This is a genomic window from Arthrobacter sp. P1_C12_2, from assembly GCF_056406415.1.
On record NZ_JBFUAF010000005.1, the window covers coordinates 177015 to 202836 of the forward strand.

General features: G+C 67.6%; 23 protein-coding genes and 2 tRNA genes. 10 read left to right on the forward strand and 15 right to left on the reverse strand.

The genetic code is table 11. The annotated features are described in order from the left end of the window. Nucleotides 1-35 precede the first annotated feature (35 nt). On the reverse strand, nucleotides 36-914 hold the full coding sequence (locus AC1DZQ_RS07845) for a phage holin family protein (RefSeq protein WP_476962985.1): 879 nt from the start codon (nucleotides 912-914) through the stop codon (nucleotides 36-38). Nucleotides 915-1097: 183 nt separating this feature from the next. Here AC1DZQ_RS07845 and AC1DZQ_RS07850 point away from each other — a divergent pair, with 183 nt between their 5' ends. Together AC1DZQ_RS07850 and AC1DZQ_RS07855 are read left to right on the forward strand one after the other, a co-directional pair. After that, nucleotides 1098-2321 carry a multidrug effflux MFS transporter gene (locus AC1DZQ_RS07850; protein WP_476962986.1) on the forward strand — a complete coding sequence of 408 codons (1224 nt, stop codon included), beginning with the start codon at nucleotides 1098-1100 and terminating at the stop codon, nucleotides 2319-2321. 334 nt (nucleotides 2322-2655) lie between these two features. Next, nucleotides 2656-3063, forward strand: coding sequence for a hypothetical protein (locus AC1DZQ_RS07855; RefSeq protein ID WP_026266625.1), 408 nt, complete (start codon nucleotides 2656-2658; stop codon nucleotides 3061-3063). Between the two features lie 127 nt (nucleotides 3064-3190). Here AC1DZQ_RS07855 and AC1DZQ_RS07860 read toward each other — a convergent pair. The 7 genes from AC1DZQ_RS07860 to AC1DZQ_RS07890 form a co-directional block, all read right to left on the reverse strand. Next, a tRNA-Asn gene (locus AC1DZQ_RS07860) sits at nucleotides 3191-3263 on the reverse strand. A gap of 135 nt (nucleotides 3264-3398) precedes the next feature. After that, nucleotides 3399-3471: transfer RNA gene (locus AC1DZQ_RS07865), tRNA-Asn, on the reverse strand. A 53-nt stretch (nucleotides 3472-3524) separates the two neighbouring features. Beyond that, nucleotides 3525-5477 (reverse strand): DNA primase, encoded by a 1953-nt coding sequence (dnaG, locus tag AC1DZQ_RS07870; RefSeq protein WP_476962987.1) that lies wholly within the window; start codon nucleotides 5475-5477, stop codon nucleotides 3525-3527. A gap of 52 nt (nucleotides 5478-5529) precedes the next feature. After that, nucleotides 5530-6828 carry a deoxyguanosinetriphosphate triphosphohydrolase gene (locus tag AC1DZQ_RS07875; protein ID WP_476962988.1) on the reverse strand — a complete coding sequence of 433 codons (1299 nt, stop codon included), beginning with the start codon at nucleotides 6826-6828 and terminating at the stop codon, nucleotides 5530-5532. Continuing rightward, complete coding sequence (dusB, locus tag AC1DZQ_RS07880) at nucleotides 6812-7990, reverse strand: tRNA dihydrouridine synthase DusB (RefSeq protein WP_476937251.1); 1179 nt, start codon at nucleotides 7988-7990, stop codon at nucleotides 6812-6814. The genes AC1DZQ_RS07875 and dusB overlap by 17 nt, the downstream gene beginning before the upstream one ends. Nucleotides 7991-8090: 100 nt before the next feature. After that, nucleotides 8091-9539: a YibE/F family protein gene (locus AC1DZQ_RS07885; protein ID WP_476962989.1), complete on the reverse strand. Its 1449-nt coding sequence runs from the start codon at nucleotides 9537-9539 to the stop codon at nucleotides 8091-8093. Nucleotides 9540-9673: 134 nt separating this feature from the next. Next, the gene (locus AC1DZQ_RS07890) at nucleotides 9674-11047 is read right to left on the reverse strand and encodes an FAD-binding oxidoreductase (protein ID WP_476962990.1); all 1374 of its coding nucleotides are present in this window, start codon (nucleotides 11045-11047) and stop codon (nucleotides 9674-9676) included. Between the two features lie 259 nt (nucleotides 11048-11306). Here AC1DZQ_RS07890 and AC1DZQ_RS07895 point away from each other — a divergent pair, with 259 nt between their 5' ends. From AC1DZQ_RS07895 to AC1DZQ_RS07910, 4 genes are all read left to right on the forward strand, one after another. Then, nucleotides 11307-12071 (forward strand): alpha/beta hydrolase, encoded by a 765-nt coding sequence (locus AC1DZQ_RS07895; RefSeq protein ID WP_476962991.1) that lies wholly within the window; start codon nucleotides 11307-11309, stop codon nucleotides 12069-12071. Then, the gene (locus AC1DZQ_RS07900; protein WP_476962992.1) at nucleotides 12071-12883 is read left to right on the forward strand and encodes a DUF1295 domain-containing protein; all 813 of its coding nucleotides are present in this window, start codon (nucleotides 12071-12073) and stop codon (nucleotides 12881-12883) included. The genes AC1DZQ_RS07895 and AC1DZQ_RS07900 overlap by 1 nt, the downstream gene beginning before the upstream one ends. A gap of 46 nt (nucleotides 12884-12929) precedes the next feature. Next, a complete protein-coding gene (locus AC1DZQ_RS07905; protein WP_476962993.1) occupies nucleotides 12930-13820 on the forward strand; it encodes a lysophospholipid acyltransferase family protein in 891 nt (296 codons plus the stop codon). A 70-nt stretch (nucleotides 13821-13890) separates the two neighbouring features. After that, nucleotides 13891-15330, forward strand: coding sequence for a short-chain fatty acid transporter (locus AC1DZQ_RS07910; RefSeq protein ID WP_476962994.1), 1440 nt, complete (start codon nucleotides 13891-13893; stop codon nucleotides 15328-15330). 71 nt (nucleotides 15331-15401) lie between these two features. On the opposite strand, the gene AC1DZQ_RS07915 is transcribed toward AC1DZQ_RS07910, so the two are convergent. The 3 genes from AC1DZQ_RS07915 to AC1DZQ_RS07925 form a co-directional block, all read right to left on the reverse strand. Further along, entirely contained in the window at nucleotides 15402-16409 is a 1008-nt protein-coding gene (locus AC1DZQ_RS07915; RefSeq protein WP_476962995.1) for a GNAT family N-acetyltransferase, read from the reverse strand. Between the two features lie 2 nt (nucleotides 16410-16411). Continuing rightward, nucleotides 16412-17797, reverse strand: a complete 1386-nt coding sequence (locus AC1DZQ_RS07920; protein ID WP_277526103.1) for a glycine--tRNA ligase — start codon at nucleotides 17795-17797, stop codon at nucleotides 16412-16414. A gap of 122 nt (nucleotides 17798-17919) precedes the next feature. After that, nucleotides 17920-18885: a DMT family transporter gene (locus tag AC1DZQ_RS07925; protein WP_476962996.1), complete on the reverse strand. Its 966-nt coding sequence runs from the start codon at nucleotides 18883-18885 to the stop codon at nucleotides 17920-17922. Between the two features lie 33 nt (nucleotides 18886-18918). On the opposite strand from AC1DZQ_RS07925, the gene AC1DZQ_RS07930 reads away from it, so the two are divergent. Continuing rightward, a complete protein-coding gene (locus tag AC1DZQ_RS07930; protein ID WP_476962997.1) occupies nucleotides 18919-19155 on the forward strand; it encodes an RNA-binding S4 domain-containing protein in 237 nt (78 codons plus the stop codon). Nucleotides 19156-19191: 36 nt separating this feature from the next. Here the strand turns inward: AC1DZQ_RS07930 and AC1DZQ_RS07935 are convergent, their stop codons facing one another. Next, entirely contained in the window at nucleotides 19192-19848 is a 657-nt protein-coding gene (locus AC1DZQ_RS07935; protein ID WP_476962998.1) for an alpha/beta hydrolase, read from the reverse strand. A gap of 94 nt (nucleotides 19849-19942) precedes the next feature. Here AC1DZQ_RS07935 and AC1DZQ_RS07940 point away from each other — a divergent pair, with 94 nt between their 5' ends. Together AC1DZQ_RS07940 and AC1DZQ_RS07945 are read left to right on the forward strand one after the other, a co-directional pair. Then, on the forward strand, nucleotides 19943-20812 hold the full coding sequence (locus AC1DZQ_RS07940; protein ID WP_476963043.1) for an SGNH/GDSL hydrolase family protein: 870 nt from the start codon (nucleotides 19943-19945) through the stop codon (nucleotides 20810-20812). A 99-nt stretch (nucleotides 20813-20911) separates the two neighbouring features. Then, entirely contained in the window at nucleotides 20912-21493 is a 582-nt protein-coding gene (locus tag AC1DZQ_RS07945; protein WP_476963044.1) for a hypothetical protein, read from the forward strand. Here the strand turns inward: AC1DZQ_RS07945 and AC1DZQ_RS07950 are convergent. From AC1DZQ_RS07950 to mmsB, 3 genes are all read right to left on the reverse strand, one after another. Further along, the gene (locus tag AC1DZQ_RS07950; RefSeq protein WP_476962999.1) at nucleotides 21490-22056 is read right to left on the reverse strand and encodes an isochorismatase family protein; all 567 of its coding nucleotides are present in this window, start codon (nucleotides 22054-22056) and stop codon (nucleotides 21490-21492) included. The genes AC1DZQ_RS07945 and AC1DZQ_RS07950 overlap by 4 nt on opposite strands. 149 nt (nucleotides 22057-22205) lie before the next feature. Beyond that, nucleotides 22206-23690: a CoA-acylating methylmalonate-semialdehyde dehydrogenase gene (locus AC1DZQ_RS07955; protein ID WP_476963000.1), complete on the reverse strand. Its 1485-nt coding sequence runs from the start codon at nucleotides 23688-23690 to the stop codon at nucleotides 22206-22208. A gap of 64 nt (nucleotides 23691-23754) precedes the next feature. Beyond that, nucleotides 23755-24657, reverse strand: a complete 903-nt coding sequence (mmsB, locus tag AC1DZQ_RS07960; RefSeq protein WP_476963001.1) for a 3-hydroxyisobutyrate dehydrogenase — start codon at nucleotides 24655-24657, stop codon at nucleotides 23755-23757. Between the two features lie 203 nt (nucleotides 24658-24860). On the opposite strand from mmsB, the gene AC1DZQ_RS07965 reads away from it, so the two are divergent. Further along, the gene (locus AC1DZQ_RS07965) at nucleotides 24861-25760 is read left to right on the forward strand and encodes a LysR family transcriptional regulator (RefSeq protein ID WP_090577094.1); all 900 of its coding nucleotides are present in this window, start codon (nucleotides 24861-24863) and stop codon (nucleotides 25758-25760) included. Nucleotides 25761-25822: the final 62 nt, after the last annotated feature.

Sequence of the window (25822 nt, forward strand, 5' to 3'; positions counted from 1 at the left end):
CGGCAACGGTTTGGCGTTTGGGTTCAGGGATCTGCCTAGCCCTTTATCAGCCTGCGCACAAGGACCGCGAGGGCGGCCCCGGACGCGGCGAGCACAGCAAGGGGCTTCCAGCGCTGCTTGATCGTGCCGGCCAGGCCCTGCCCGTCAGCGGATGCGGACGACCCCGACGACGAGCGGGCTGAGGCGCGGAAGCCTGCGACCTTGTCGCTGAGCTGCTCCTTGCCGTCCTGGAGCCGGACCTGGGTAGCCGCCAGCAGGATCTGGGCCTGGGTCTTGACATCGAGTTCCCGGCCGAGGTCGTCGCGTACGCCGGTAAGGTGCGTGCGCCGCAGGTCCAGCCGGCGTCGGAGTTCGGCCTCTGTGGGCGGCGGCCCGAAGTCGGGCTTGGCGGCAGCCTTGGCTTCCTTTTCCGCCTTCGCCTTGGCGGCGGCGGCTTCCTTGGCGGCCTTCGCGGCTTTGTACTGCTCGGTGCTCGGATCCAAGATCCTGGCGTCGAAGGCGGAGCCTTCCTTGGCGATGCCGAGATCGTACTTGAGTCCCCGGATCGTCTCTTCGGGGACCAGCGGCATGAGCTTCTTGAACTTGTTCTGCCCGATGAGCGCCCCGATCGCGGCGATGACCAGGCAGACGGCGGAGACCAACAAGGCGGCGAGCCATGCCGGCATGATCGTGGCCAGACCCATGATCGCAGCAATGAAGAGACCGATCACCAGTAGTCCAACGAAGACCAGGGCGACGGCGAAGAAGGCGCCGGCGACGCCGAGCTGGGCCCCCTTGCGCTTGATTTCGGCCTTGGCCAGAGCAATCTCGTCATTGAGCTGCCGGGGGGCCAGCTTGAAGATCATCTTCAGGGTTTGCGGCAGCGCCGAAATGCGCAACCTACCGCCTGTGCCGCCGCTGTGACGTCCGCTCATCGGTCCCGCCTAACTGGTGCCATCCGTCGATCCGCTCGCGCGGGCTTGCCGGGTCTGGACAGCATCGCACAGACCCCGGTGTCAAAACTATCATTTAGGCTCTTGGGAGGCCCTTTCGGGCTAGGCGTGGCGCGCCTGTCCAGCCACCGGCCGGCCGCCCGGAGGGCCATAGGATGGACCTCTGTGAGCACACCCCACAATCCCGGCGATTCCCTGAGCCGCCGTCGTAAATTCCTCTACATCCTGACGCTCGGCGCTTTGACGGCCCTCGGGCCGTTCACGGTGGACCTCTACTTGCCCGCATTCCCGGCCCTTGAAGAGAGCCTTGGCGTCTCCGCGGCCGCGGTGCAGCTGACGCTCACGGGGACGACCATAGGTTTCGCGCTGGGACAGCTGGTAGTGGGCCCGCTGAGCGACAAGTTCGGCCGGCGGCTGCCGCTGATCCTGGCGACGGCGGTCCACATCGTGGCATCCCTGGGCGCCGCCCAGTCCACGGATATCGCCACGCTGGGTTTCTTCCGTGTCCTCATGGGTATCGGGGCTGCAGGCGGCGGCGTGGTGGCCATGGCCATGGTCCGTGACCTGTTCAGCGGTTACGCGATGGTGCGGATGTTCTCGAGGATGGCCCTCGTCAACGGGCTGGCCCCGATCCTCGCCCCGGTCATCGGCTCCCAGCTGCTGTTGCTGGTGCCCTGGCCCGGCATCTTCTTGTTCCTGGCCGCCTACGGGACCTGCGTCATCATCGCGGCCCTCTTCGTGATCCGGGAGACCCTGCCGCCGGAGCTGCGCGGCAAATCCGGGATGACAGCGGGCCAGCGCTACAAAGTGCTGTTCTCCGACCGGATCTTCGTGGGCCTGCTGCTGGTGGGCGGGATGAACTTCGCGGGCCTCTTCACCTACCTCTCCGCCTCGCCGTTCCTGTTCCAGAATGTCTACGGGTTTACGCCCCAGCAGTACGGCCTGCTCTTCGGCATCAACTCACTCGGCATCGTGGCAGGCGTGCAGACCAGTGCAAGGCTCATCAAGCGCGTCCCGCCGCAATGGATCCTGGCCTGTTCCACAGCCTGGATGTTCGTGATGGCCGTGCTGATTGTCGTCTTCGACCAGCTGGGCTTCGGGCTGTGGGGCGTCCTGGTGCCGCTGTGGTTCTACATCCTCGGCGCCGGTTTCACCTTCCCCACCGTGCAGGTCCTGGCCCTGGCCAAACACGGTGCCCAGGCCGGAACCGCGGCTTCACTGCTGGGCGCGGCGACCTTCATGATGGCGGGCCTGGTCTCCCCCGTGGTCGGCTGGATCGGCGTCGGGTCCGCAACCCCCATGGGCGCCGTCCAGGCCGTCTGCATCCTGCTGGCGGCCGCTGCGCTGTGGCTCATTGTCCGGCCCAGCACGGTGCCCTCGATCCTGTAGCGCAGCCCCTCCCGGGGGACATGCCCATTCGTGGCAGCCACTCCGGCGGGACATGCCCATTCTTCGCAGCCACTCCGGCGGGACATGCCCATTCTTCGCAGCCACTCCGGAGGGACATGCCCATTCTTCGCAGCCACTCCGGAGGGACATGCCCATTCTTCGCGGCCGGGACTGGGCATATCGGCATTATGTCCACCCGCCAGGACCACCACTGGGCATGTCCCCACGGCCATCCCGCCAGCACTGGACATGTCCCGCGGGCAGCCCGGCACCGCTAACACCCTGGCTCTATCGCACCCTGTTCGGCGTCCGCGGCGGGCGATAAAGTTATTTCATGCCCGACAGGCAGGACCACCCGCCCCTTCCGGCCACATGGCAGCGGTGCGACGCCGGAATCCTGCCCCTGTGGTGGGATCGTTTGTGCAGTCAGACCAGTCCGCAGTCGGCGGCCCTGTTCGCCGCGGGCCTGTTCACCGAAGACCGCCGCCGCCCGATTGCCCAGTGGTACAACCCTGCGTATGACTCGGCCCTCCTTGTGGCACCGGAATCTTCCCCGGAGTGGCCGGTGCAGAGGTTCGGCATCTTCTATGCGCCCCCGGGCGGCGGATTCACCCAGGTGCACTCCGCGCCGCATGAATGGCATCCGCGGGAGCCTCGGAAGTCCCCCACGGAGCAGGAGGCCTTCCAGGCCGCGGTCGCCGAGGCCCAGCGCTTCCTTCAGGTGGAAATGTACTTCGTCTGAGTCCGGCAGCTGAAACGGCCCGTCCCGTGGACGCCGGCTCCKAAAGCCCGGGCCACGGACGGAGCAAGAAAACGAAGAAATAAAAAAGGTCCCGCGGCTGGTTTTCACCGGCCGCGGGACCTGTCCGCTCCTCCTGCTGGACTTGAACCAGCAACCCTTCGATTAACAGTCGAATGCTCTGCCAATTGAGCTAAGGAGGAATGAAGCAGGTATGACATTAGCAAAGGTTTTGCCGGTAGGGAAATCGGCCAAGGGACCAGCGCCGGCCGGCTGTGAAATACCCCCTCCGGGTATAAAAAAGTCCCCGTTCCGGAACCCGGAACGGGGACTGCGCGCTCCTCCTGCTGGACTTGAACCAGCAACCCTTCGATTAACAGTCGAATGCTCTGCCAATTGAGCTAAGGAGGAATGAAGCGGGTATGAGCCTAGCAAACACCAGCCCGGGAAACGAAATCGGCGGCTCAGGCGTCCGAGCGCAGGGACCGCCGCTGCATCTCAAGTTGCATGAGTTCGCGATTCAGCCGCTGGAATTCCTCGGGATCGGCCGAGGCGTCCAGACGCTGCAGCTGGCCCATCTTCTCGGCCTTCACCCGGGTGATCTGGAGCTCGAACAAGCGGGCGAGGATGTCCTTGCAGTAGCGCAGGACGCCCTCGGGCGTGTTGGCCGGCAGGGGCACCACGGAGAGCTCGGACACCAGCGGGCGCAGCGGCTCAGGGACCTCCTGCAGCAGCTGCTCCACCCAGCGCACCGGATCCCCGGAAAACCCGAGTCCGGTGGCCCGGATGGCCTCGTGGATGGCGAGATAGGCGGGCGTGGAGAACCGCGCTTCAGAGAAGCGTTGCCACGTCTCGCCCTCGAGCATGCCGGGTTCCTGCAGCGCGACCTCGAGCGCCTGGCGCTCCATCGCTGCCACGGGGTCCCGGGGATCAGGGCGGTTGAAGGACGGGAGCACGGCCGACGGCGGCAAGGGGGCAACGCCGGGCGCAGTCCCGGCATAGCCGCGGCCGGACCCGGCATAGCCCTGACCGCCGCCGTGCCCATGGCTCTGGCCCTGGCCGCCCGGCGGGGCCGAGGCAGCCTGCGCGGCTCGCTTGGTCGCGGCACCGACGGCCCTGCTGACCTCCTCGACCGGCATCCCCAGCCAGCCGGCGAGCTCCCGGGCGTAGGCCGGCCGGATTCCGGCGTCGCGGATCTGCGCCACCACGGGCGCGGATTCGCGCAGGGCCGCGATCCGGCCCTCGACGGTGTCCAGATTGTGCCGCTTCAGGGTGGCCCGGATGGCGAACTCAAACAGCGGGCGGCGGCTCCCGATCAAGTCCCGGACGGCGGAATCGCCCTTGGACTGGCGGAGTTCGCAGGGGTCCGCGCCGTTGGGTTCGACCGCCACGAAGGTTTGTGCGACAAACCGCTGGTCCTCTTCGAAGGCGCGCAGGGCCGCCTTCTGGCCGGCGGCGTCGCCGTCGAACGTGAAGATGACCTCTCCCCCGCTGCCGTCGTCGGAGAGCAGCCGGCGGGCGATCTTGATGTGCTCGGTGCCGAAGGCGGTGCCGCACGTGGCTACCGCGGTCGGAATGCCGGCCAGGTGGCAGGCCATGACGTCGGTGTAGCCTTCCACCACCACAAGCTGGCGGTCCTTGGCGATGTTGCGCTTGGCGAGGTCGATCCCGTAAAGGACCTGGGATTTCTTGTAAAGCGCGGTTTCGGGGGTGTTCAGGTACTTCGGGCCCTGATCGTCCTCATAGAGCTTGCGGGCGCCGAAGCCGATGGTGTCACCGGCGATGTCCCGGATGGGCCAGATCAGCCGGCCGCGGAAGCGGTCATAGATTCCCCGGCCGCCTTCCGAGAACATGCCGGTCAGCTTGAGTTCCGCGTCCGTGTAGCCGCGGCCGCGCAGGTGTTTGAGGAGCGAGTCCCAGCCTTGCGGGGCATACCCCACGCCGAACTGTTCCGACGCTGCCCGGTCGAAGCCCCGGCCGTGGAGGAAGTTGCGTCCCTCCGCGGCGCCCGGAGTCAGCAGCTGGGCGCGGAAGAACTCGTCGGCCACTTTGTGCGCGTCCAGCAGCCGCTGGCGCCGCCCGATGTCCTCCCGGTTGGGTCCGGAGCCGCCGTCCTCGTAGTGGAGCTCGAAGCCGATCCGGTGCGCCAGCTTTTCCACGGCTTCGTGGAAGGAGATGTGGTCCAGCTTTTGGACGAAGGAGATGACGTCGCCGTCCTCGCCGCAGCCGAAGCAGTGGTACCTACCCACTTGGGGACGCACGGTGAAAGAGGGTGAGCGCTCATCATGGAAGGGGCACAGGCCCTTGTAGGACCCCAGCCCTGCTCCCTTGAGCGTCACGTAGCCATCGACGACTTCCTTGATGTCGGTACGCTGGCGTACTTCATCGATGTCTTCGCGTTTTATCAGGCCAGCCACAGTGCCATCCTAGTCCCCGGGTACGACGCCGACCGGCCGTCCATGGTGCCTGTCACCACAGCGACGGCAGGCTGCCCACGAGACGTTCGTACATGGCCAGCGCCGAGCCGTCCGTCAGCGACGCGACCTGGTCGATCACGACGCGAAGCCGCCCGGCGTCGTCGCCCGCGTCGAGCCAGTCGGCGGCGAACATCGGCTCCAGGTGGCGGTCCCCCGTGGCGCTGAGCGCTGTGACGAGGGCATGCAGGACCTCGCGCTGGCGCTCGTAGATGGGCTGCCGGTGCTCGGTGGTCATCACGAAGGTGGTGGCCAGGCCCTTCATCACCGCGATTTCCATGACGGTCTCATCCGGGACGATCAGCTCCGCGTTGTAGCGGGTCAGGTTTTCCGGGCCGTAGACCGTACGGGTGGCCTCCAGCGCACTCTGGCAGAAGCGGCCGATGAGCTGGCTGGTCATGTCCTTGAGCGCCGCCATGGCCTTGCGGCTGCCATCGGCCTCGCGCACCCAGACGTCCGTGGCCTCCAGCCGGGCCAGCGCGGCGTCGATCGCCGCGGGATCGTTGTGCGGCAGGTACCACTGCTTGGCGTAGCCGACGACGCGGGCGCGGTGGTCCGGATTGTCCATCCAGCGCAGTTGGAAATGGCCTGCGACGATCGCGTCCTCGACGTCGTGCACCGAGTAGGAGATATCGTCCGCCAGGTCCATGACCTGCGCCTCGAGGCAGGACCGGCGTTCCGGGGCGCCGTCGCGGATCCAGTCGAAGATGGGGAGGTCGTCCTCGTAGGCGCCGAACTTGCTGGTCCGCTCGCCGTGGATGACCGGGGCGTTCACGGCGGACCACGGGTATTTGGCAGCGGCATCGAGGCTGGCCCGGGTCAGGTTCAGGCCGGCCGGCCGGCCGTCGGCGGCCAGGACCTTTGGCTCCAGCCGGGTCAGCAACCGGAGCGTCTGGGCGTTGCCTTCAAAGCCGCCAATCCCGTGGGCCACCTCGTTGAGGGCGGCTTCGCCGTTGTGGCCGAAGGGCGGGTGGCCGAGGTCGTGGCTGAGGCATGCGGTGTCCACGACGTCGGGGTCGCAGCCGAGTGCGCGGCCCAGCTCGCGGCCCACCTGGGCAACTTCGAGGCTGTGGGTGAGCCGGGTCCGGACGAAGTCGTCAGTATCCGGGGCGACCACCTGGGTTTTCGCGCCGAGCCGGCGCAGCGCCGAGGAGTGCAGGACCCTTGCACGGTCGCGCTCGAAGTCCGACCGGTAGGTGCTCTTGGTCGGCTCCTCGACCCACCGGGCCCAGTCGCGGGAGGTGTAGCCGTCCAGGATGGGGGCGGTGGTCCGGGTCTCAGCCACCGGAGACATCCAGTTCGGCGAAGGAGATGTCGCGGGTCTGCGCGTCATCCAGCGTCCGGTTCAGCAGCCAGTCCTTCGGCAGCGCCGGTTTTTTGGGAGATCCGGCGCGGCCGCGCGGACCCTCAGCGTCGCCCCCGGGATACGGTGAGTCCAGGTCCAGCTGGTCCAGGGTCCCGCGCAGCACCTCGAGGCTGGTGACAAGTGCCAGTTTGGTCCGCAGTTCGCTGCCCACCACATAGCCCTTGAAGTACCAGGCAATGTGCTTGCGGATTTCACGCAGGGCCTTGCCCTCGTCCCCGAAGGTCTCGACCATGAGCTCGGCGTGCCGGTACACGCTTTCGGCCACCTGGCGCAGATCCGGCCGGTGCCGTTGGTCGCTGCCTTCGAACGCGGCCATGAGGTCGCCGAAGAGCCAGGGCCGGCCCTGGCAGCCGCGGCCGACGACGACGCCGTCCACGCCCGTTTCGCGGACCATCCGGACCGCGTCCTCCGCGGACCAGATATCTCCGTTGCCGAGGACCGGAATGTCCGGCAGGGCCTCGCGCAGCCGGGCAATGGCGGACCAGTCGGCCTGGCCGGAATAGAACTGTGCGGCCGTGCGGCCGTGAAGAGCGACGGCGGCGACGCCGGAATCGCGGGCAATACGGCCGGCATCGAGGTACGTCAGGTGGTCCTCATCGATGCCCTTGCGCATCTTGATGGTGAGCGGGACGTTGCCCCGGGAGGCCTCCTTCACCGCGGTCTGGACGATCGAGGTGAAGAGGTCGATCTTCCACGGCAGGGCCGATCCGCCGCCGCGCCGGGTGACCTTGGGCACGGGGCAGCCGAAGTTGAGGTCGATGTGGTCCGCCCGGTCCTCCTCGACCAGCATCCGCACGGCCTGGCCGACGGTGACGGGGTCCACGCCGTACAACTGGACGGAGCGGACTTTTTCGTCGTCGTCGTGCGAAATGATGCGCAACGACTCCGGCGTGCGCTCCACGAGGGCGCGCGAGGTGACCATCTCCGCCACATACAGGCCGCCGCCGTATTCACGGCACAGCCTGCGGAAGGCGGAGTTGGTGATGCCCGCCATGGGAGCCAGGATCACCGGGGTGTCCACGGTGATCGGGCCCAGCTTCAGGGGCGGGAGTTCCAGCTTGGGGGCGGGAGGGGTTGCTACAACAGTCACCCGACCATTGTCTCAAAGACGGGCAAATCGGCCCGGTCCCGCTCCGGCTATGTGGAAATATCGCCTATGTGGCAACGCTTGGGCGACGCCGGATTCCGCGTCAGCCCCGCAGGGCGGCCCGCCGCCCGCGGCGCGTTGCGCCACCGGCACCGCCCGGCTCGATCCCGTCCGGCGAGACCGCCTCGAACTCGTCGGCGTCGACGCCGACCCAGTCGCGTTCGCCGATTGCTGACGCGCCGACTGCTGGCACGCTGCCCCTGACCGCGCCGCCCCTGATACCGGTGGCCTTGACCACCAGCACGGCGATGAGGGTGGTGACCGGCACGGCGAGGACGAGTCCCACGGAGCCGACGAGGGTGCGGATGACTTCCTCGGAGAGTTCGGCGCTGGTAAGGGCGTCCCCGAGCGGCCGCTCGTAGAGCATGACCAAGATCAGCACCGGCAGGGCCGCGCCGGCGTAGGCAAACGCGATGGTGTAGACCGTGGAGGCGATGTGGTCCCGGCCGATCCGCATCGCGGACGTAAAGAGCTGCCGGGCACTGGTTTCCGGGGCGAGCTCCCACAGTTCCCAGACGGCCGAGGACTGCGTGATGGTGACGTCGTTGAGCACGCCCAGGCCGGAAATGATCAGCCCGCACAGGATGATGCCAGAGATTGAAATGTTGTCCGACATGTTGGTGAGCGTGGCGGCGTCGTGGCTGCCCACACCGGCAAGGTTTGCGGCGTCGGTGGCCCAAGCGGCCAGCAGAGAAGTGATGGTGAGGCCGAACATTGTCCCGAGCAGCGCCGTCGACGTGCGGGCGGAGAAGCCGTGGGCGAAGTAGAGCACCCCGATCATGATCACCGTGGATCCCACGAGTGCCAGCAGCAGCGGGGGCTTGCCTTCGACCAGCCCGGGCAGCATGAACGAGACAAGCACAACGTACGCGCCGACAAGTCCGATCAGGGCCCGCAGGCCGCGCCAGCGCGCCACGGCGATGACGACGACGGCGTAGAGCACGGCCAGGAAGATGATGGGCAGGGTCCGGACAAAGTCGACGAAGACATAGGCCGGCGCGCCCTGGCCGTCGGCTCCCTGAGCCTTCGAGAGGTTCAGGTAGCGGATGTTGTCCCCGGGTTTCACGCCGTGGGATTTCGCGACGTCAGGGTTGATGACCACTTTCACCGGGTTGCCGCCCTTGTCCGGCTCGGTGTACGCGAACGTGCATTGCGAGCCCTCGTTCGGGGGCTGCACCGCGGTGTCGGTACCGGAGGTGCCCTGCTGCGCCGCGGCGTCACCGCCGGTCTGGGCATCCGAACAGCTGCCGACGACGACCCGCTGGATCTTGCCGGTATCAAACGTCACGCCCGGGGCCGCTGCATACGGGCTGGCCAGGGTGATGCCCTCCTTGCTCCCCGACGGCCACATGAAGGCCATGGCCGCCAGCGTCAGCAGCGTCAGCGGGATCAGGATGGCAGCCAGGATCCAGTTGGCCTTCTTCCGCGCCGCGAGCATTTGGGGCGTCGGCTCGGGATGTTCGTTGTGGGAGTGCGTGTGTCCGGCGCCCATCAGCAGTTCAACCTCATGCCGAAAACTTTACGGCGTGGGCGGGGCCGCTCTGGACCGATGACGGGGCACGCCGCGCTGGTGCGGCGTGCCCCGGTGTGCCCCGGCGTGCCCCGGTGGGCCAGCGGGACGTCCAGTTAAGCGGGCGCGATGTTCTGGTTGACGTGGAAGAGGTTCTGCGGATCGTACTTGGCTTTGGTCTCCCTCAGTCGCTTGTAGTTCTCTCCGTAGTTCTCCGCAATCCTGGGCAGATCATCCCCATCCATGAAGTTGATGTAGCCGCCGGGAGCCGAATAGGGCCGCAGCGCGGCCGCGTAGTCCCGCACCCAAGCGATGTTGGCCTCGTTTTCCGCGGGGTCCAGCCACTGCGCCGCGATCACGGGCGAAAACTTCACGTTCCGGTTGGCGAACGCCGTGTCCGTGGCGCCCACCTGCTGGACAGCACCATCGATGGGGTAGATGTGTACCGCGGTTTGCACGCTGGGGACCTTGCTGCCGTGTTCGATGTGCGCAGCGATGGCACCGTCGTTGAGTTCCGCTAGAAAATCCGCTTTCCAGTAGGCCTGCATGCCGGGGGGCTGCAGCGGGTCGAAGGCCGTGTTCAATGCGGGGTACGGCATTGGCCCCACCATGGATCCCGCCGCCGGCGCGACGTCCAGGAACGGCTGCCAGCGTGCCGGGCCTTCCGCCAGATCGCCGGTCCACATGCCGACGATGACGCACACCGGTTTGCCATGCCATTCCTCGGGCAGGAACGGAACGGGAGGGCCCTGGTGGAATCCCAGGAACGCCCCAAACTCTTCAGGGGCGGTGGCCATGTGGTCCCGGTAAAACTTTGCCACCGTCTCCGCATGCTCGATGGGGTAAATGATGATGCCGGCGTGGACCATGTCCACGGGATGCAGCCGGTACTCGAATGACGTCACGACGCCGAAGTTCCCGCCGCCGCCGCGCAGCGCCCAGAACAGGTCCTCGTTCTCTCTTTCGCTGGCGGTAAGGAACTTTCCCTCGGCCGTGACGACGTCGGCTGAGAGGAGGTTGTCGCAGCTGAGCCCATACTTGCGGCTCAGGTAGCCAATGCCGCCGCCGAGGGTCAGCCCGGCGATGCCGGTCGAGCCGACAATGCCGCCAGGAGTTGCCAGCCCGAAGGCATGCGTCGCGTGGTTGAAGTCGGCCCACGTCGCACCGGCCTCCGCGCGCGCCGTCGCGGCTGCAGGATCGACCCGGACCCCGGTGGTGTTTGAAAAGTCGATCACCAGGGCGTCATCCCACGTGCCAAAGCCCGGAGCGCTGTGTCCTCCCCCGCGGACCGCCAAATCCAGGGAGTTGTCGCGGGCGAAGTTGACGCAGGAGATGACATCGGCCACCTGGGATACCTGGACCACCCCTGCCGGCCTCTTATCGATCATGCCGTTGAAGACCGCACGCGCCGCGTCGTAACCGGCGTCGCCGGGCGTGATGATCTGCCCGCGGACTTGCTCGCGCAGGCTATCCAAAGATGTTCCGTTCATTTCTACACCGTCGATTTCGTCGTGAGATTCGACCCGGACGGTTCCCTCTGCGCTCCCAGCCGGCGTGGCGCCCGGAGGTTTACCTGCATATGCCTACTCTTTCCGCATTCCCCCGTCAAGGGTCCACCGGAGGGCCGCACCCATCGCCCCGGCGGCCGGCTCCGAATCCACACTGGGCACCCCCTGCCTTGACGGGAGGAAGCCGCAACCTATGGTTGGTAATTGACGGACGAAGGACCGGAAGGACACATACGTGGCCATGCGCAAACTAGACGACCGCGAGCCGGAGGCTGGCCGTTCCGGGCCTGCCGCCAAAGCCGTGCTGACCATCGCCGAAGCCGCCGGGGAGACCCGCGGAGTCGTGTTGATCCTGCACGGCGGGCGGGCCGACAGCTATGACGCGGTCCGCGGCCGGCACCTGAGTCCGGCCCGGATGCGGCCCTTCGCCCGGGCGCTGCACAAGCAGGGCGGGCCGCACGGGCTGGCCGTGTGGACCTTGCGCAACCGGTACCGCGGCTGGAACGGGGAGGACATGTCCCCCGTTCACGATGCCCGCTGGGCGCTCACCCGGATCAGACAGGAACATCCCGGCGTGCCGGTATACCTGCTGGGTCATTCCATGGGCGGTCTCACGGCACTGTGCGTGGCCGACGCCCCGCAGGTCGCCGCCGTCGTCGCGCTCGCCCCGTGGCTCAATCACAAAACCCCGCTCGAACCGGTCGCCGGCCGGCGGGTCCTGATCGTCCACGGCACCGACGACCGCTGGACCAGCCCGGCGAACTCCCTGGACTATGCCCGGCGCGCCGACGGCGTCGCCGCGTCGGTTGATTACGTCTCGCTCAAGAGTGCCGGCCATTTCATGATCCGCCGGCTGGCACTGTGGAACGTGCTGGCGAACGGATACGTCCTGGATGCCTTCGGCGAGGCCACGGGAGCCGATGTCTCCGGCGCCACGGACGCATTGCGCAGCGCCCTGCGCAGCGCCCCGCCGGCGGCCGGAACACGTATGCCGGTGGTGTTGTGATGCCGCCGTTCCCACTTGATGCCTTCCTTGCCAGCCTGCCGTGGGTCATCGCGGGACTCGTGGTGCTGCTGGGAGTGACCTTCGCGGTTGCCGTGCGCCAGAACCGGCACTCCGTCATGGACACCGTCTGGGGCCTCGGCTTCGTGGTGGTGGCCGGCATCTCCTGGCTGCTCTCCGCCGGATACGGCGACGCCGGCAGGCGGCTGCTGCTGCTTGCCCTGATCGCGGTGTGGGGCATCCGCCTCGCCGTCCACATCGGGGCACGCGCGCGCGGCGGCCACGAGGACCCGCGTTACGTGGACATGCTTTCCGCAGCACCCGGATCACGCAACGTCTACGCCCTACGGCGGGTCTACTTGCCCCAGGGTGTGGTGATGTTCGTCGTCTCGCTCACCATCCAGGTCGGCATGTTCGCCACCGGAAGCCTGGGCTGGCTGGCATTCGCCGGTGTTCTGCTCTGGATCCTTGGCTTCGTGTTCGAGACGGTCGGCGACTGGCAGCTGACGCGGTTCAAGGCCGACCCCGCCAGGCGCGGCACCGTCCTCAACACCGGGCTGTGGCGCTATACCCGCCACCCCAATTACTTCGGCGACGCCGCCGTCTGGGCAGGGCTATTCCTCGTGGCCACCGATTCCTGGCCGGGTGTGCTGACCATCTTCTCCCCCGCCCTGATGATCTGGACTCTTGCCGGCAAGACAGGGAAGCCGCTGACGGAAAAGGCAATGTCTGCCCGGCCCGGTTACAAGGAATACATCGAGTCCACCTCCGGCTTCCTGCCCCTGCCGCCCCGGCGGCGGGTGGGCGGGCGCTGACGTGCGGGGCCCGGGAGTGACCCGGCCTGCCCTGGGGTGGGGGCCCTTGAAGTGGCGGCCGGATCCCAGCGACCGCTTCTACCGCTTCATCGTCCGCACCGGGTTGGCGCTGCGCTGGCTGTTCCGGATCCGCGTCCTCGTCACCGGCCGGGAGCACCTGCCGGCGCCCGGGCCACTCAGTGCCTCCGCCCGCAATGCCACCCGCGGACCCACCCGCGGCCGGTCCCGCGGCCGGTCCCGCGGCCCGTCCCGTCCGGTGTTGCCCGGCCAGGGCGCCGTCGTCGCGATCACGCACTTCGGCTACCTCGACTTTGCCTTTGCCGAGATGCTGCTGTGGTGGCACATCCGGGCCCAGCTGCGCTTCCTCGTCACGCAGGGCGCCGCCGACCACTGGTTAGCCGGGCCCGCGGTCAGCGCCGCCGGGCAGGTGGTGGTCGGGTACGGATCGGGAGCAGACGCCTACGACGCCGCGGTCGCCCGCCTGAGGGAGGGCGAATACGTCGCCGTCCTGCCCGAGGCCGGCGTGAGCCGCAGCTTCACGGTGCGCGAATGCAAGACCGGTGCGGTGCGGATGGCCGCCGAGGCCGGCGTGCCGATCATCCCGCTCTCCATCTGGGGCGCCCACCGGCTGATGACCCGCCACCATGCCTTCTCGCCGCGGCGCGCCTGGCGTGCCCCAGTCCGCATCCATATTGGAGCGCCGATCCTTCCCGGTTCGCTCCCGGACCCGGCCCACGACGCCCGGCCGGCGACGGCGCGCCTGGCCAAGACCCTGCAGGACGGGATCGACGCCGGCATGGCCGACTTCCCCCTGCAACCGGCCCCCGGGGCCTGGTGGATGCCGGCCGGTCTCGGTGGCGGCGCCCCCACGGAGGAGGAACGACGCCGGCTCGACGCGGCCGACGGTCCCCGGCGCGCAGGTGCCAAGCGCCGATAAGCCCGGATTCCGCCATCGTCTTGACTAAACTCCATGGGGTACAAAACGCACTCAATGGAGAGGTACACCTGTGGCAAGCACAGTCGTGACCAAGAGCGGGACCGAAGAACGCGGTCTCGCAGGGATAGCCCAACGAATGGCGGCTTGGACGGAGAGGTGGTTCCCGGACGCCTACATCTTCGCCCTCGCCGGCGTCGTCATCATCGCGGTGGCCGCATTGGCCATCGGCGCCACACCCCAGGCCATCGCCGACTCGTTCGGCAACGGCTTCTGGGACCTGACAGCCTTTACCCTGCAAATGGCCATGGTGGTCCTCACCGGCTACGTCGTGGCCACCTCCCCGCCCGTGGCGCGGCTGATCAACAGGCTGGCCCTCGTGCCGTCAACCGCGCGGACCGCGGTGAGCTTCGTTGCCGTGCTCGCCATGTCCGTGTCCTTCCTCAACTGGGGGCTCAGCCTGATCTTCGGCGGGCTGCTGGCCCGCGCGATCGCCCGCCGCAAAGACCTGACGGTGGATTACCGCGCCCTGGGCGCGGCGGCGTTCATGGGCCTCGGCGCCGTCTGGGCCCTGGGGCTGTCCTCCTCTGCCGCGCAGCTGCAGGCCACGGCGGCGTCGCTGCCGCCGGCGCTGCTGAAGATCACTGGCATCCTGGACTTCGGCACCACGATCTTTACCTGGCAGTCGCTGCTGACCCTGGCCATCCTGATGGCCCTCACCACCGTGATTGCGCACTTCTCCGCGCCCCAGGGCGGCTCGATCCGCACCGCTGAGGACCTGGGCGTGGACCTGGACGATGAGCCGGGCGAGTCCGCGCCGCGTTCCCGGCCGGGCGAATGGCTCGAATACAGCAAGGTCCTGCCAATCCTGGCCGGCGTCCTCACGCTCGGCTGGCTCGTCTCGCAGTTCCTGACCAAGCCATTCCTCAGCGTGGTCAGCAGCCTCAACGGCTATCTGCTGGTGTTCCTCATCCTGGGCCTGGTCCTGCACGGGACGCCGCGGAACTTCCTGCAGGCCGTCACGAAGGCCGTCCCGGCCACCGCGGGCATCCTGGTGCAGTTCCCGCTCTACGCGGCGATGGCGGCCATCCTGACCAAGGCCACGGGAACCGGCGGGATGAGCCTCTCCACACACCTCGCGGCGTTCTTCTCGGACATCGGCAGCGGCGGCGGCTTCGCCGTCGTCATTGCCCTCTACACGGCCGTACTGGGAATCCTGGTCCCCTCCGGCGGCGGAAAATGGCTTGTGGAGGCGCCCTACGTGATGCAGTCAGCCACCGACGTGCAGATGAACCTCGGCTGGACGGTGCAGATCTACAATATTGCCGAGGCGCTGCCGAACCTGGTCAACCCGTTCTTCATGCTGCCGCTGCTCGCGGTGCTGAGGCTGCGCGCCCGGGACCTGGTGGGCTTCACCTTCCTGCAGTTCATCTTCCACCTGCCGGTGGTCCTGCTGCTGGTCTGGCTGCTCGGCATGACCTTCGACTTCGTCCCGCCGGTAATGCCCAAATAGCTGTGTCTGACAGCAGTGTGCTTAACCCAAACTGACCCGCAGCTGTGGCTGCGGGTCAGTTTGGTTAAGGCCTAGGTCCGGTCGGAGACGACGAGCGTTTCCGAGCCTTGGACATGGGCCTTGCCGCTCTCGAGCAGCGGTTCGACGACGGCGCCCAGCGCCTCCATCGCGTCGTCCAGTTCCAGCATCACCGGGTGCTGGTAAGCGATCAGGGCCAGAAGATCCCGGACGGCGGCCCGGGCTTGATCCGCGCCGAGCTTGGGCTCGTGTCCGACGAAGACTTCAGTAGGCCCGGCCGAGCCGGCCGCACCGGCGCCGCCGTCGGCGTCGGCCCCGGGAATGCCCTGGGCGTAGCTGATGGCGAAACCCTCCAGCCGGCCCTTCCGGCTCGCCGCGATGCCCTGCCCGAAGGCACTGGCCTTGGGTGCCCGCAGCACGATCGCTCCGTGGGCGCCGCTGAGATCATCCAGGAACAGGCGCTGCACCGCGGCAACGCTCAACTCCCCCGGGCTGTCCCAGCCGTGCACGGCCGTGTAGTAGCGTCCCACGACGTCGCTGAGCTCCACCGAGCCCGTGGCCAGGTCTTCGACCTGGTCGGTGGCCGCGGACTCCGAACCGTCGCCGAACACCGGCAGTTTGAGCGGCGCCGGGTCAACGACGACGAGGCGGGAGCGCTGGATCGGGGCCAGGCCAGCGGCCTCGGCAAACGCCGCGCCGGGGGTGCCGGGCTCCACTTTGCAGCGCAGTTTGGACACGCCCGACGGCGACTGGGCGGCCTCGTGCCGCAGCATGCTCAGCAGCGTGGACCCGAGGCCGGCGCGACGGTGGTCCCGGGCAACCTCGATGTACGCCCAGAGCCGTTCCGGATGCAGCGAGGCCTCGTGGACCACGGCAGCCGCCACCGGGATGGCGACACCGTCCACGACGTCCTCGGCCACGATGCAGCGGCGCCACGGGGCATTGCCCGAGGGCGCCAGCGTGCCGCGGAACTGTCCGGCCTGGACGGTTTCCGGGCCGCCCCAGATTTCCAGCAGCGCGAGGTCGTCGCCCTCCCGCCATTCCCGGTATGCAATCGCCACGATCAGGCCCCGATCAGCCGTGCGGCCAGGTAACCCTCCACCTTGTCCAGGGAAACGCGTTCCTGGCTCATGGTGTCGCGTTCGCGGATGGTGACGGCCTGGTCGTCCAGGGTCTCGAAGTCCACGGTGATGCAGAACGGGGTGCCGATCTCGTCCTGGCGGCGGTAGCGGCGGCCGATGGCGCCGGCGTCGTCGAACTCGATGTTCCAGCTCTTGCGCAGCTGCGCCGCGAGGTCCTTGGCCTTCGGGGACAGGTCCTCGTTGCGGCTCAGCGGCAGCACGGCCGCCTTCACCGGTGCCAGGCGCGGATCGAGCTTGAGCACGGTGCGGATGTCCACGCCGCCCTTGGCGTTGGGAGCCTCGTCCTCGGTGTAGGCATCGATCATGAAGGCCATGAACGAGCGGGTGAGGCCGGCGGCGGGCTCGATCACGTACGGGGTGTAGCGCTCGTTGGTGGCCTGGTTGAAATAGCTCAGGTCCGCGCCAGAGGCCTTGGCGTGGGTGGAGAGGTCAAAGTCGGTGCGGTTGGCGATGCCCTCGAGCTCGCCCCACTCCGAGCCCTGGAAGCCGAAACGGTATTCGATGTCCGTGGTGCCCTTGGAGTAGTGGCTGAGCTTGTCCAGCGGGTGCTCGAAGAAGCGCAGGTTCTCTTCGCGGATGCCCAGGCCCGTGTACCAGGACATGCGTTCCTTCATCCAGTACTCGTGCCACTGCTCGTCGGTGCCGGGCTCGACGAAGAATTCCATCTCCATCTGCTCGAACTCGCGGGTGCGGAAGATGAAGTTGCCCGGCGTGATCTCGTTGCGGAACGACTTGCCGATCTGGCCGATACCGAACGGCGGCTTCTTCCGCGAGGTGGTCAGGACGTTGCCGAAGTTCACGAAGATGCCCTGGGCCGTTTCGGGGCGCAGGTAGTGCAGGCCTTCCTCGCTGGCGACCGGGCCGAGGTAGGTCTTGAGCAGCCCGGAGAATTCATGGGGCTCGGTCCACTGGCCGCGTGTGCCGCAGTTGGCGCAGGCGATGTCCTTGAGGCCGTTCTCGGCGGGGCGGCCCTTCTTCTCCTCGTACTCTTCCTCGAGGTGGTCCGCGCGGTAGCGCTTGTGGCAGGACAGGCACTCCACCAGCGGGTCGGAGAACACATCGACGTGGCCGGAGGCCTCCCAGACCTGGCGGGGAAGGATGACGGAGGAATCCAGGCCTACGACGTCTTCGCGGCCGCGGACCACGGACTGCCACCACTGGCGCTTGATGTTTTCCTTGAGCTCGGCGCCGAGCGGCCCGTAGTCCCAGGCAGAACGGGAGCCACCATAGATTTCACCGGCCTGGAAAACGAATCCCCGGCGCTTGGCGAGGGAAATGATCTGGTCGAGGACGGATTTTGCTGCCATGGGAACTCCAATTTTCTACAGGGCCGCTGGGTGCGGTCCGTGGTGTTGGCCCCGGGTCGCCGGCTGGTTGCCGGACGGGGCGGTACGAACAGTGCGATGCAAACTCCAAGCCTACCGGCCCTCTACCGCTTCAGCGCGCCCTTGGGCCAGGGCAGGGTGGCCAGGACGATGGCGCCAAGCGTCAGCACGGTGCCGAGGACCGTCGGGAGGGCGATCACCGTTCCGGGCACCGGCAATATCAGGTCCAGTCCGAGGGACCCCAGCAGCTGGCCGGCGATCATCCCGAGACCGGTGACCAGCACCCCCAGGCTGCGGACCAGGAGGGCGCCGATGCCGATGAAGATGCAGCCGAGCGGGCCGCCAAGGTAGTACCACCACTGCGTCGGGAGGGGGTTGCCCGCGCCGGCCACGGCGAGTTTGATCAGCCAGGCCACCCACAGCAGGACGGCTCCGGCGATGAAGTTCACGAGGGTCGCGGCGATGGGCGTGCCGTAGTGCACGGTGGCTGTGCCGTTCATGGCCTGCTGGAAACTCATGAGGAACCCGGCCAGGAGCGGAAGCAGCACGGGAACCAGCAGCTGAAGCCCGGATTCCCCGGCGCTGAACCTGGGCGACACCGCCCAGGCGACGGCGGCGACGGTGAGCACACTGCCGAGCACCCGAATCCCGGTAATGGGCCGCTTCCCCGCCGGTCCGATCCCCATCCGGTCCACCAGCAGCCCGCTGAGGGTCTGCCCCGTCACGGCGGCAACCGTGAAGAGGGCGACGCCGAGCAGTGCCACGGTGAACGACTGGGCGAAGACGAAGAAGGCCCCGATGCAGCCGGCCAGGACGTAGTACCGCGGAAACTGCCGTTCGCGCACGGCCGGCAGGATCCGTTTCAGGCCGGCCCGGCCCCGGGGCAGTGCCAGGGAAATGACCATCATGACCACCAGTCCGGTGCTGAAGCTGACGACGGCGGCGCCGATTCCGTCACCCAGCGCCACCCCGAGTGCGCCGTTGATCCGGCCCTGGATCGGGATGAACAGTCCGGTCGCGACGGCCATGGGCAGGCCGACGATCAGCGGGAGACGGGGGGTGTGGGTCATTGGTACAACCTTAGGTCAGGCATTATTGCTTGTATGAGCAATCCGGAATTCGAAGACATCACCATCCGCGACAGCATGATCCGGCTGGGCCAGCTGCTGAAACTTGCGGATCTGGTGGAGGACGGCGTGGAGGCCGCGGAACTGATCAAGAACGGGCTGGTGAAGGTCAACGGCGAAATCGACGAGCGCCGCGGCCGCCAGCTGCACGACGGCGACACTGTCACTGCGAACGGCCGTACCGTGCGGATCAGCGCGCCCCCGGCCGCCTAGCCGCCCGCGCGGGCGCGCCTACTTCTCGTGGCGCGCCTACTTCTTGGAGTTGAGCACCACGTGCGTGAGGAACTCCGAGACGTGGCCGATTTCCTGTTGGTTGATGCCGTGCCACATGCCCGTGTAGAGGACCTTGGTGAGCTTCACGTGCTTGCGGACCCAGCCGACGGTGTAGTCAATCTTGTCCGCGGTGATCACCGGGTCCTGCTGGTCCCGGCCCCAGAACAGCGGCACAGTGCCGTCCAGTTCGCCGTCGCGGAAGCTGGGGTCATCGCCGGCGTCGACGACAAATCCTGACAGGCCGATGACGGCGGCGAAGTCCGCCGGACGCTGCCGCAGCAACGTGGTGGCCATGGCCATGCCCATGGAGAACCCCAGCAGCGTCACCGACGGGTGGTTGGTCTTGACGCCGTCGAGCCAGTCCAGGACGTAACCGGCGGCTTCCTTGACGGCGTCGAGCGAGTAATCAATGGACGCCGTCAGTGGGAACCAGGTGAATCCCGGACCCATGGCGAGCGGGGCACGCATCGAGGCCACCGCGAAATCCTGCGGGAGCATCTCGGCCAGGCTCAGCAGATCCTGCTCGTTGGCGCCATAGCCGTGCAGCAGGACAAGAAGCGGCTTGCCGGCCCGTTCCTGCTCCGGCTGGGACCATTGGACGACAGGGGCGGGAAAGGCATCGGCTTGAGTCATGGGTCCATTCTTGCAGTTACCCTGTGGTAACAACGCTACGGTGGCGTAGCTTTGCAGGAACAGTGAGGATATGAAGGTGAGCGAGACCGAAGCCATGGAGAATTCACCAGACGCCTCAGCGGAGACCGCGGACACCGTCACCCACCCGTGGACCCGCTATGTGGCCATGGGCGACTCTTTCACGGAGGGCATCGGCGACCCGGAACCGGCCAGCCCGGGCGGTCATCGCGGCTGGGCAGACCGGGTGGCCGAGGAACTCAGCCGTGGGCACAACGACTTCGCCTACGCCAACCTGGCCGTCCGCGGCCGGCTCCTGCAGCAGATCGTGGACCAGCAAATGGCGCACTGCCTGTCCCTCAAACCGGACCTCATCACGCTCTCCGCAGGCGGCAACGACCTCATCCGCCCGGGTGGCGATCCGGACGTGCTGGCCGAAAAGCTGGACTCGGTGGTGCAGATCCTGAGCCTGGGCGGCGCCACCGTGGTCCTGTTCAACGGCCCGGACACCGGCTCGACGGTGCTGGGCCGGATCCGCAGCAAGGTGGCCATTTACAACGAGAACCTGCGCACGATCGCCGCGCGCCACGATGCCGTGATCGCGGACATGTGGTCCCTGCGCCAGCTCAACGACCCGCAGATGTGGAATGTTGACCGGCTGCATTTCTCACCGCTGGGCCACCACACGATCGCGGCCATGGTGCTGGACTCGCTGAACGTCCAGCACACCCTCCAGCCCCTCTCCCCCAAGCCGCTGCCACAGCGCAGTTGGCGGGAGGCGCGTAGCGGGGACCTGGTGTGGGCCAGGGAGTATTTTGTCCCCTGGGTGGTGCGGCGGCTGCGGCACCGTTCCTCGGGCGACGGCATGACGGCCAAGCGGCCGCTGGCGGGCCCGGTGTTCGGTCCCGGCGTTCCGCTTGGCTCCGGCGAAGGCCCGCCCGGCGCTGAGGACGCGGTACGGTCCTGAGCCTGCGGGGCATAAGCTGGAGGCACACTTCTCCGGCCCTACAGATGAGCCCGCAGATGAGAAGGCCCAGCAGCTGAAAGGCCCAGTACCGTGAGCAGTATGTTCTTCTGGATCATCGTGTTGTCCTTCCTGATTCCCGTGGCGATGCGCCTCTACCGCCGGTCCGTCCGCGGCCGGAACCAGGGCACACCGGGACAGTTCGGCCCGTTCCCCGGTAACCAGAACAACTCCGGTCAGAACAACCAGCCGCGGGATGGCTACACGCAGCAGGACTACTTTGGCGGCTTCGGCCAGCTGGGCGCCCCGAAGCAGCCGGGACCGGCCAATGAGCCGTACCCCAACCAGCCGTACCCCAACCAGCAGTATCCCAGTCCCCGGTTCCCCGACCAGCCCTTCCCGAACCAGCCGTACCCCGGCCAGCAGTACCCGAACCCGGCAGGCTACCAGTCCCCCGTTCCTTACGAGGACAGCCCCGAGTATCTGAACAACCCGCCGCAACCGCAGCGGCACGAACCGGCGCCGGCAACGGGACAGCCGCAGGCACCCCAGACTCCCCCGCCGCCGGGGGCCGCGCAGGGCTACCGGGCCCGCAAGCTGGCTGAACTCGACCAGCAGTACACCGACGGCAAGCTGTCCATGGAGGACTACATGGCCCAGCGCGCTGAAATCATGAAGGGCTAAGGCCCTGTTGGGCCGGCGAAGTCGACGTCGGCCGCGTTGACCGTTCCTGCCGTCCGCCCCGGGGCCCTGTGGTACTGCCAGTACAAGTTGGTGTGGGCCACCACCAGTTCCGGCGGCGGCGCGCCATAATCGCTCAGGTCCTCGGTGGTGTGGGCGTCGGCGACCAGCGTGACATCGTAGCCGCGGGTGATCGCGCCGTGCAGGGTCGAGCGGATGCACTCGTCGGTCTGCGCACCGGCCAGGAAGAAACGGCCGATGCCGCGATCGGCCAGCACGGACTCCAGGTCGGTCGCCTCGAAGGCGTCGCTGTACTCCTTGGCCACGAGCGGCTCCGAACCGCGGCGCGCGAGCTCCGGCACATACTGCCAGCCGTCGCTGCCGCGCGGGAGTTCCTCGCCGCTGTGCTGCACCCAGATGACGTCCACTCCGGCACCGCGGGCCTTGTCCACGAGGGCGGCGATGGTCGTGACGACGTCGTCGCGGCGGTAGGCCTCAGCGACGACGCCGACCTGCATATCGACGACGAGCAGTGCCGTGTTGGGGCGGTTGACGAGCGTGGTCATGATGCCTCCCGGATCCTGGCTGTCCCTGCCTGCCCACTCTAATCCCGTAGCCCGAAAGCAACGAGGGGTCACTTGCGGCCCATGATCCGGTCGCAGAATCATATGGGCGCTAAGTGACCCCGCGTTGCTTTTACGGAGAAGAAGAAGTGTCAGTCGACCTGGGGGAAGCCGAGGTCGATCACCGAGGTGGACGGGTCCGGCCAGCGGGTGGTGACAACCTTGCCGCGGGTGTAGAAACGGATGCTTTCCGGGCCATACATGTGGGTGTCGCCGAAGAGCGAATTCTTCCAGCCGCCGAAGGAGAAGGTGCCCACCGGCACCGGGATGGGCACGTTGACGCCCACCATTCCGGCCTCGACGTCGAACTCGAACTGGCGGGCGGCGCCGCCGTCGCGGGTGAAGATGGCCACGCCGTTGCCGAACTCGTTGTCGTTGACCAGCTTCACGGCGTCGGAGTACGTCTCGACGCGGACCACGGAGAGGACGGGACCGAAGATCTCGTCGTCGTAGACCTTCATTCCGGGCTTCACATGGTCGATCAGGCTGACGCCGATGAAGAAGCCGTTGGAGTCGAATTCGTGCTCGCGGCCGTCCACCACCACGGTGGCGCCTTCATTGGCAGCGCCGGCAACGTAGGAGGCCACCTTGTCGCGGTGCTCGGCCGTGATGAGCGGGCCCATCTGGGAGGCCGGGTCCGTGCCCGGGCCGATCGTGAGAGCGGCCATGCGGGTGCTGATTGCATCCACGAGGTCGTCGGCGATGCTGCCGACGGCGACGAGGACGCTGACTGCCATGCAGCGCTCCCCGGCGGAACCGTAGGCGGCCGAGACGGCGGCGTCCGCTGCCATGTTGAGGTCCGCATCCGGCAGGACCACCATGTGGTTCTTCGCGCCGCCCAGGGCCTGGACGCGCTTGCCGTGATCGGCGGCGCGCTTGTAGATGGACTGCGCGATCGGCGTCGAGCCGACGAAGCTGACGGCCTTGACGTCGGGGTGTTCCAGCAGGACGTCGACGGCCTCCTTGTCGCCGTGGACCACGTTGAGCACGCCAGCCGGCAGTCCGGCCTCGGCGAAGACCTGGGCGATGAAGATGGCGGAGGACGGGTCCTTTTCGCTGGGCTTGAGCAGCACGGTGTTGCCGCAGGCCAGGGCGCTGCCGATCATCCACAACGGCACCATGGCGGGGAAGTTGAACGGCGTGATGCAGGCGACGACGCCGACCGGCTGGCGGACCGAGTGCACGTCGACGCCGCCGGAGACCTGCTCGGAGCGCTCGCCCTTGAGCATGTGGGACAGCCCGGTGGCGAATTCGATGTTCTCCAGGCCGCGGGTGATTTCACCTTCCGCATCCGAGAGGACCTTGCCGTGCTCGCTGGTGAGCAGGGCCGCCAGTTCGGGCCGGCGCTGCATGAGCAGTTCACGGACCTTGAAGAAGATGCCGGTGCGCTTGGCCAGGCTCGTGGCGCGCCAGCCGGGCAGGGCGGCGCGGGCGGCCGCGACGGCCTCCTCGACGCGGCCGGCGGAGGCCAGGGCCACCTCTTTCTCCTGCTCGCCGGTGGCGGGGTTGAAGACGGGGCCGTAGCGCTCGGCGTCGGAAATCAGGGCGCCGTTGATGAAGTGCGGAATGCGTTCCATGGGGTGGGTCTCTTTCGTGAAGGGCAGGGCCGTGAAGGGGGCCGTAAAGCTCGGCCGTGAAGGGCTAGTTGGCGGGGTCGAAGGTGCCGTCGACGAGCTTGACGATCATCGAGCAGTCCTGGCCGGACTGGCCGGAATCGATGAGCCGCTGGAAGAGCTGCTGGACGTGCTCGCCGATTTCCAGCGGGGTGCCGGTGTCCCGCGCGGCGCTGATGGCCAGGCCAATGTCCTTGTTGGCCAGTTCGGTGGTGAAGGTCGGGGCGAAGTCGTTGTTGGATGCCGCGGTGGGCACGACGCCGGCCACGGGATACCAGGTGCGCAGCGCCCAGCTGTCGCCGGAGGAGACCGACGCGATGTCCCAGAAGACCTGCTTGTCCAGGCCGAGGCGGTCGGCGAGGACGGCGCCCTCGGCGGTGGAGGCGAGGTTGATGAAGAGCATGAGGTTGTTGCAGATCTTCGCGGCCTGGCCGGTGGTGGCGCCGCCGGTGGGAATGATGTTGGCCGCCATGGGGCGGATGTATTCGGTGGCCTCGGCAACGGCGCCGGCCTCGCCGCCTATCATGAACGTCAAGGTGGCGGCCTTCGCGCCGCTCATGCCGCCCGAGACGGGCGCGTCGACGAAGCGGAAGCCGGCGGCAGCGGCGGCGTCGTGCAGGGCCTGTGCGGAGGCAATATCAATGGTGGAGGAATCCACCAGCAGGGTCCGAGTGTCCGCGTGGGCCAGGACGCCGTCCTCGCCGAGGTACACGGCACGGGCGTGCTCGCCCTTGGGGAGCATGGTGAAGACGACGTCGGCGCCGGCGACGGCCTCGGCGATGGTGCCGGCGGCCTTGACTCCCCCGGCCTCGGCGGCGGCAACGGCTGCGGTGTTGAGGTCGAAGCCGCGGACCTCATGTCCGGCGTTTGAGAGGTTGACGGACATGGACCCGCCCATGTTTCCGAGTCCGATCCAGGCGATGACTGCCATGGCTTAAGCTCCTTTGCTTTGATGTGCTGCCGCGGTTTCGGCCWGAAGCCGAAACCGCGGCGTCCCGGTGTCCACCATCACACTCCTGCTAGAGTGCAATCAAGGGAAAAAATCACAGATGCCATGTGCACAAATGCACACTGGCGGCGCCGACTCCCGTATCCGTTGACGACACACTCGCTGAAGAGGGGACAAAAGTGGACTTGCGCCGGCTTCCGAGCCCCGATGACCTGCTGATTCTTTTGACGGTGGCACGGCTGGGGCGGTTCAACGCGGTGGCGGAGACGCTCGGCACCACCCACACCACCATCTCCCGCCGCGTCCTGGCCCTGGACAAGCAGCTCGGCGGCCGGACGCTGGAACGCAGCCCGCACGGCTGGGAGCTGACCGAACTCGGCAGCCAGGCCGTCGCGGCCGCGGAGGCCATCGAGGGCACTCTCGGCGCCCTGTCCAGCAGCATTGCCCGGTCCGGCGACGTGGTCTCCGGCTTGGTCCGGATCAGCACCCCGGATGCCTTCGGCGCCGAATTCCTGGCCCCGGCGCTCGTACGGCTGCAGAAGGCGAATCCGCTGCTCAACGTCGAGCTGCTCAGCGCCACCCGCAAGGTCAGCCAAAACCGCTCCGGCGTGGACCTGGAAGTGGTGGTGGGCAACATGGACACCGCAAACGCCCAGGCCATTTTCCTGAGCAACTATTTCCTCAGGCTCTACGCCAGTCCCGGATATGCGCAGGAGCACGGGCTTCCGGCAACGCTCGACGACGTCCGCCAGCACGGCTTTGTCTCTTACGTGGAGTCGGCGCTCCAGGTGGCCGAGCTGGGGCACCGCTCCACGCAGCTGCCGGTGCCGCGGTCCAGCTTCCAGGCCACAAGCGTCTTCGCCCAGCTGGAGGCCGTCCGGCGGGGCGCCGGAATAGGCTTGCTCCCCAACTTCCTCGTGGCCGGCCGGTCCGGCTTCCTGCCCGTCCTGCCGGACGATTTCCAGCGCCAGCTGCCCATCTGGGCAGTGGCCCGGCCCGAGTCGCTGCGTTCAGCCCCCGTCCGTGCCGTGCTGGAGGCGATCCGGACCGAGATTGCCGACCGCCAGGCAGTCCTGGCAGGCTGAGACAGCCTGGCAGGCGAAGCTAAGCTGGCACAAAAGGCAACAGCCCGGGTCCCGCAGTGCGG

Bases quoted from the DNA above. Each gene is read 5' to 3' on its own strand.
- AC1DZQ_RS07845 (WP_476962985.1), bottom strand. From the start codon at position 914: ATGAGCGGACGTCACAGCGGCGGCACAGGCGGTAGGTTGCGCATTTCG.
- AC1DZQ_RS07855 (WP_026266625.1), top strand. From the start codon at position 2,656: ATGCCCGACAGGCAGGACCACCCGCCCCTTCCGGCCACATGGCAGCGG.
- AC1DZQ_RS07875 (WP_476962988.1), bottom strand. From the start codon at position 6,828: ATGTCTCCGGTGGCTGAGACCCGGACCACCGCCCCCATCCTGGACGGC.
- AC1DZQ_RS07885 (WP_476962989.1), bottom strand. From the start codon at position 9,539: ATGGGCGCCGGACACACGCACTCCCACAACGAACATCCCGAGCCGACG.
- AC1DZQ_RS07890 (WP_476962990.1), bottom strand. From the start codon at position 11,047: ATGAACGGAACATCTTTGGATAGCCTGCGCGAGCAAGTCCGCGGGCAG.
- AC1DZQ_RS07895 (WP_476962991.1), top strand. From the start codon at position 11,307: ATGCGCAAACTAGACGACCGCGAGCCGGAGGCTGGCCGTTCCGGGCCT.
- AC1DZQ_RS07900 (WP_476962992.1), top strand. From the start codon at position 12,071: ATGCCGCCGTTCCCACTTGATGCCTTCCTTGCCAGCCTGCCGTGGGTC.
- AC1DZQ_RS07920 (WP_277526103.1), bottom strand. From the start codon at position 17,797: ATGGCAGCAAAATCCGTCCTCGACCAGATCATTTCCCTCGCCAAGCGC.
- AC1DZQ_RS07925 (WP_476962996.1), bottom strand. From the start codon at position 18,885: ATGACCCACACCCCCCGTCTCCCGCTGATCGTCGGCCTGCCCATGGCC.
- AC1DZQ_RS07930 (WP_476962997.1), top strand. From the start codon at position 18,919: ATGAGCAATCCGGAATTCGAAGACATCACCATCCGCGACAGCATGATC.
- AC1DZQ_RS07935 (WP_476962998.1), bottom strand. From the start codon at position 19,848: ATGACTCAAGCCGATGCCTTTCCCGCCCCTGTCGTCCAATGGTCCCAG.
- AC1DZQ_RS07940 (WP_476963043.1), top strand. From the start codon at position 19,943: ATGGAGAATTCACCAGACGCCTCAGCGGAGACCGCGGACACCGTCACC.
- AC1DZQ_RS07945 (WP_476963044.1), top strand. From the start codon at position 20,912: ATGTTCTTCTGGATCATCGTGTTGTCCTTCCTGATTCCCGTGGCGATG.
- AC1DZQ_RS07950 (WP_476962999.1), bottom strand. From the start codon at position 22,056: ATGACCACGCTCGTCAACCGCCCCAACACGGCACTGCTCGTCGTCGAT.
- AC1DZQ_RS07955 (WP_476963000.1), bottom strand. From the start codon at position 23,690: ATGGAACGCATTCCGCACTTCATCAACGGCGCCCTGATTTCCGACGCC.
- mmsB (WP_476963001.1), bottom strand. From the start codon at position 24,657: ATGGCAGTCATCGCCTGGATCGGACTCGGAAACATGGGCGGGTCCATG.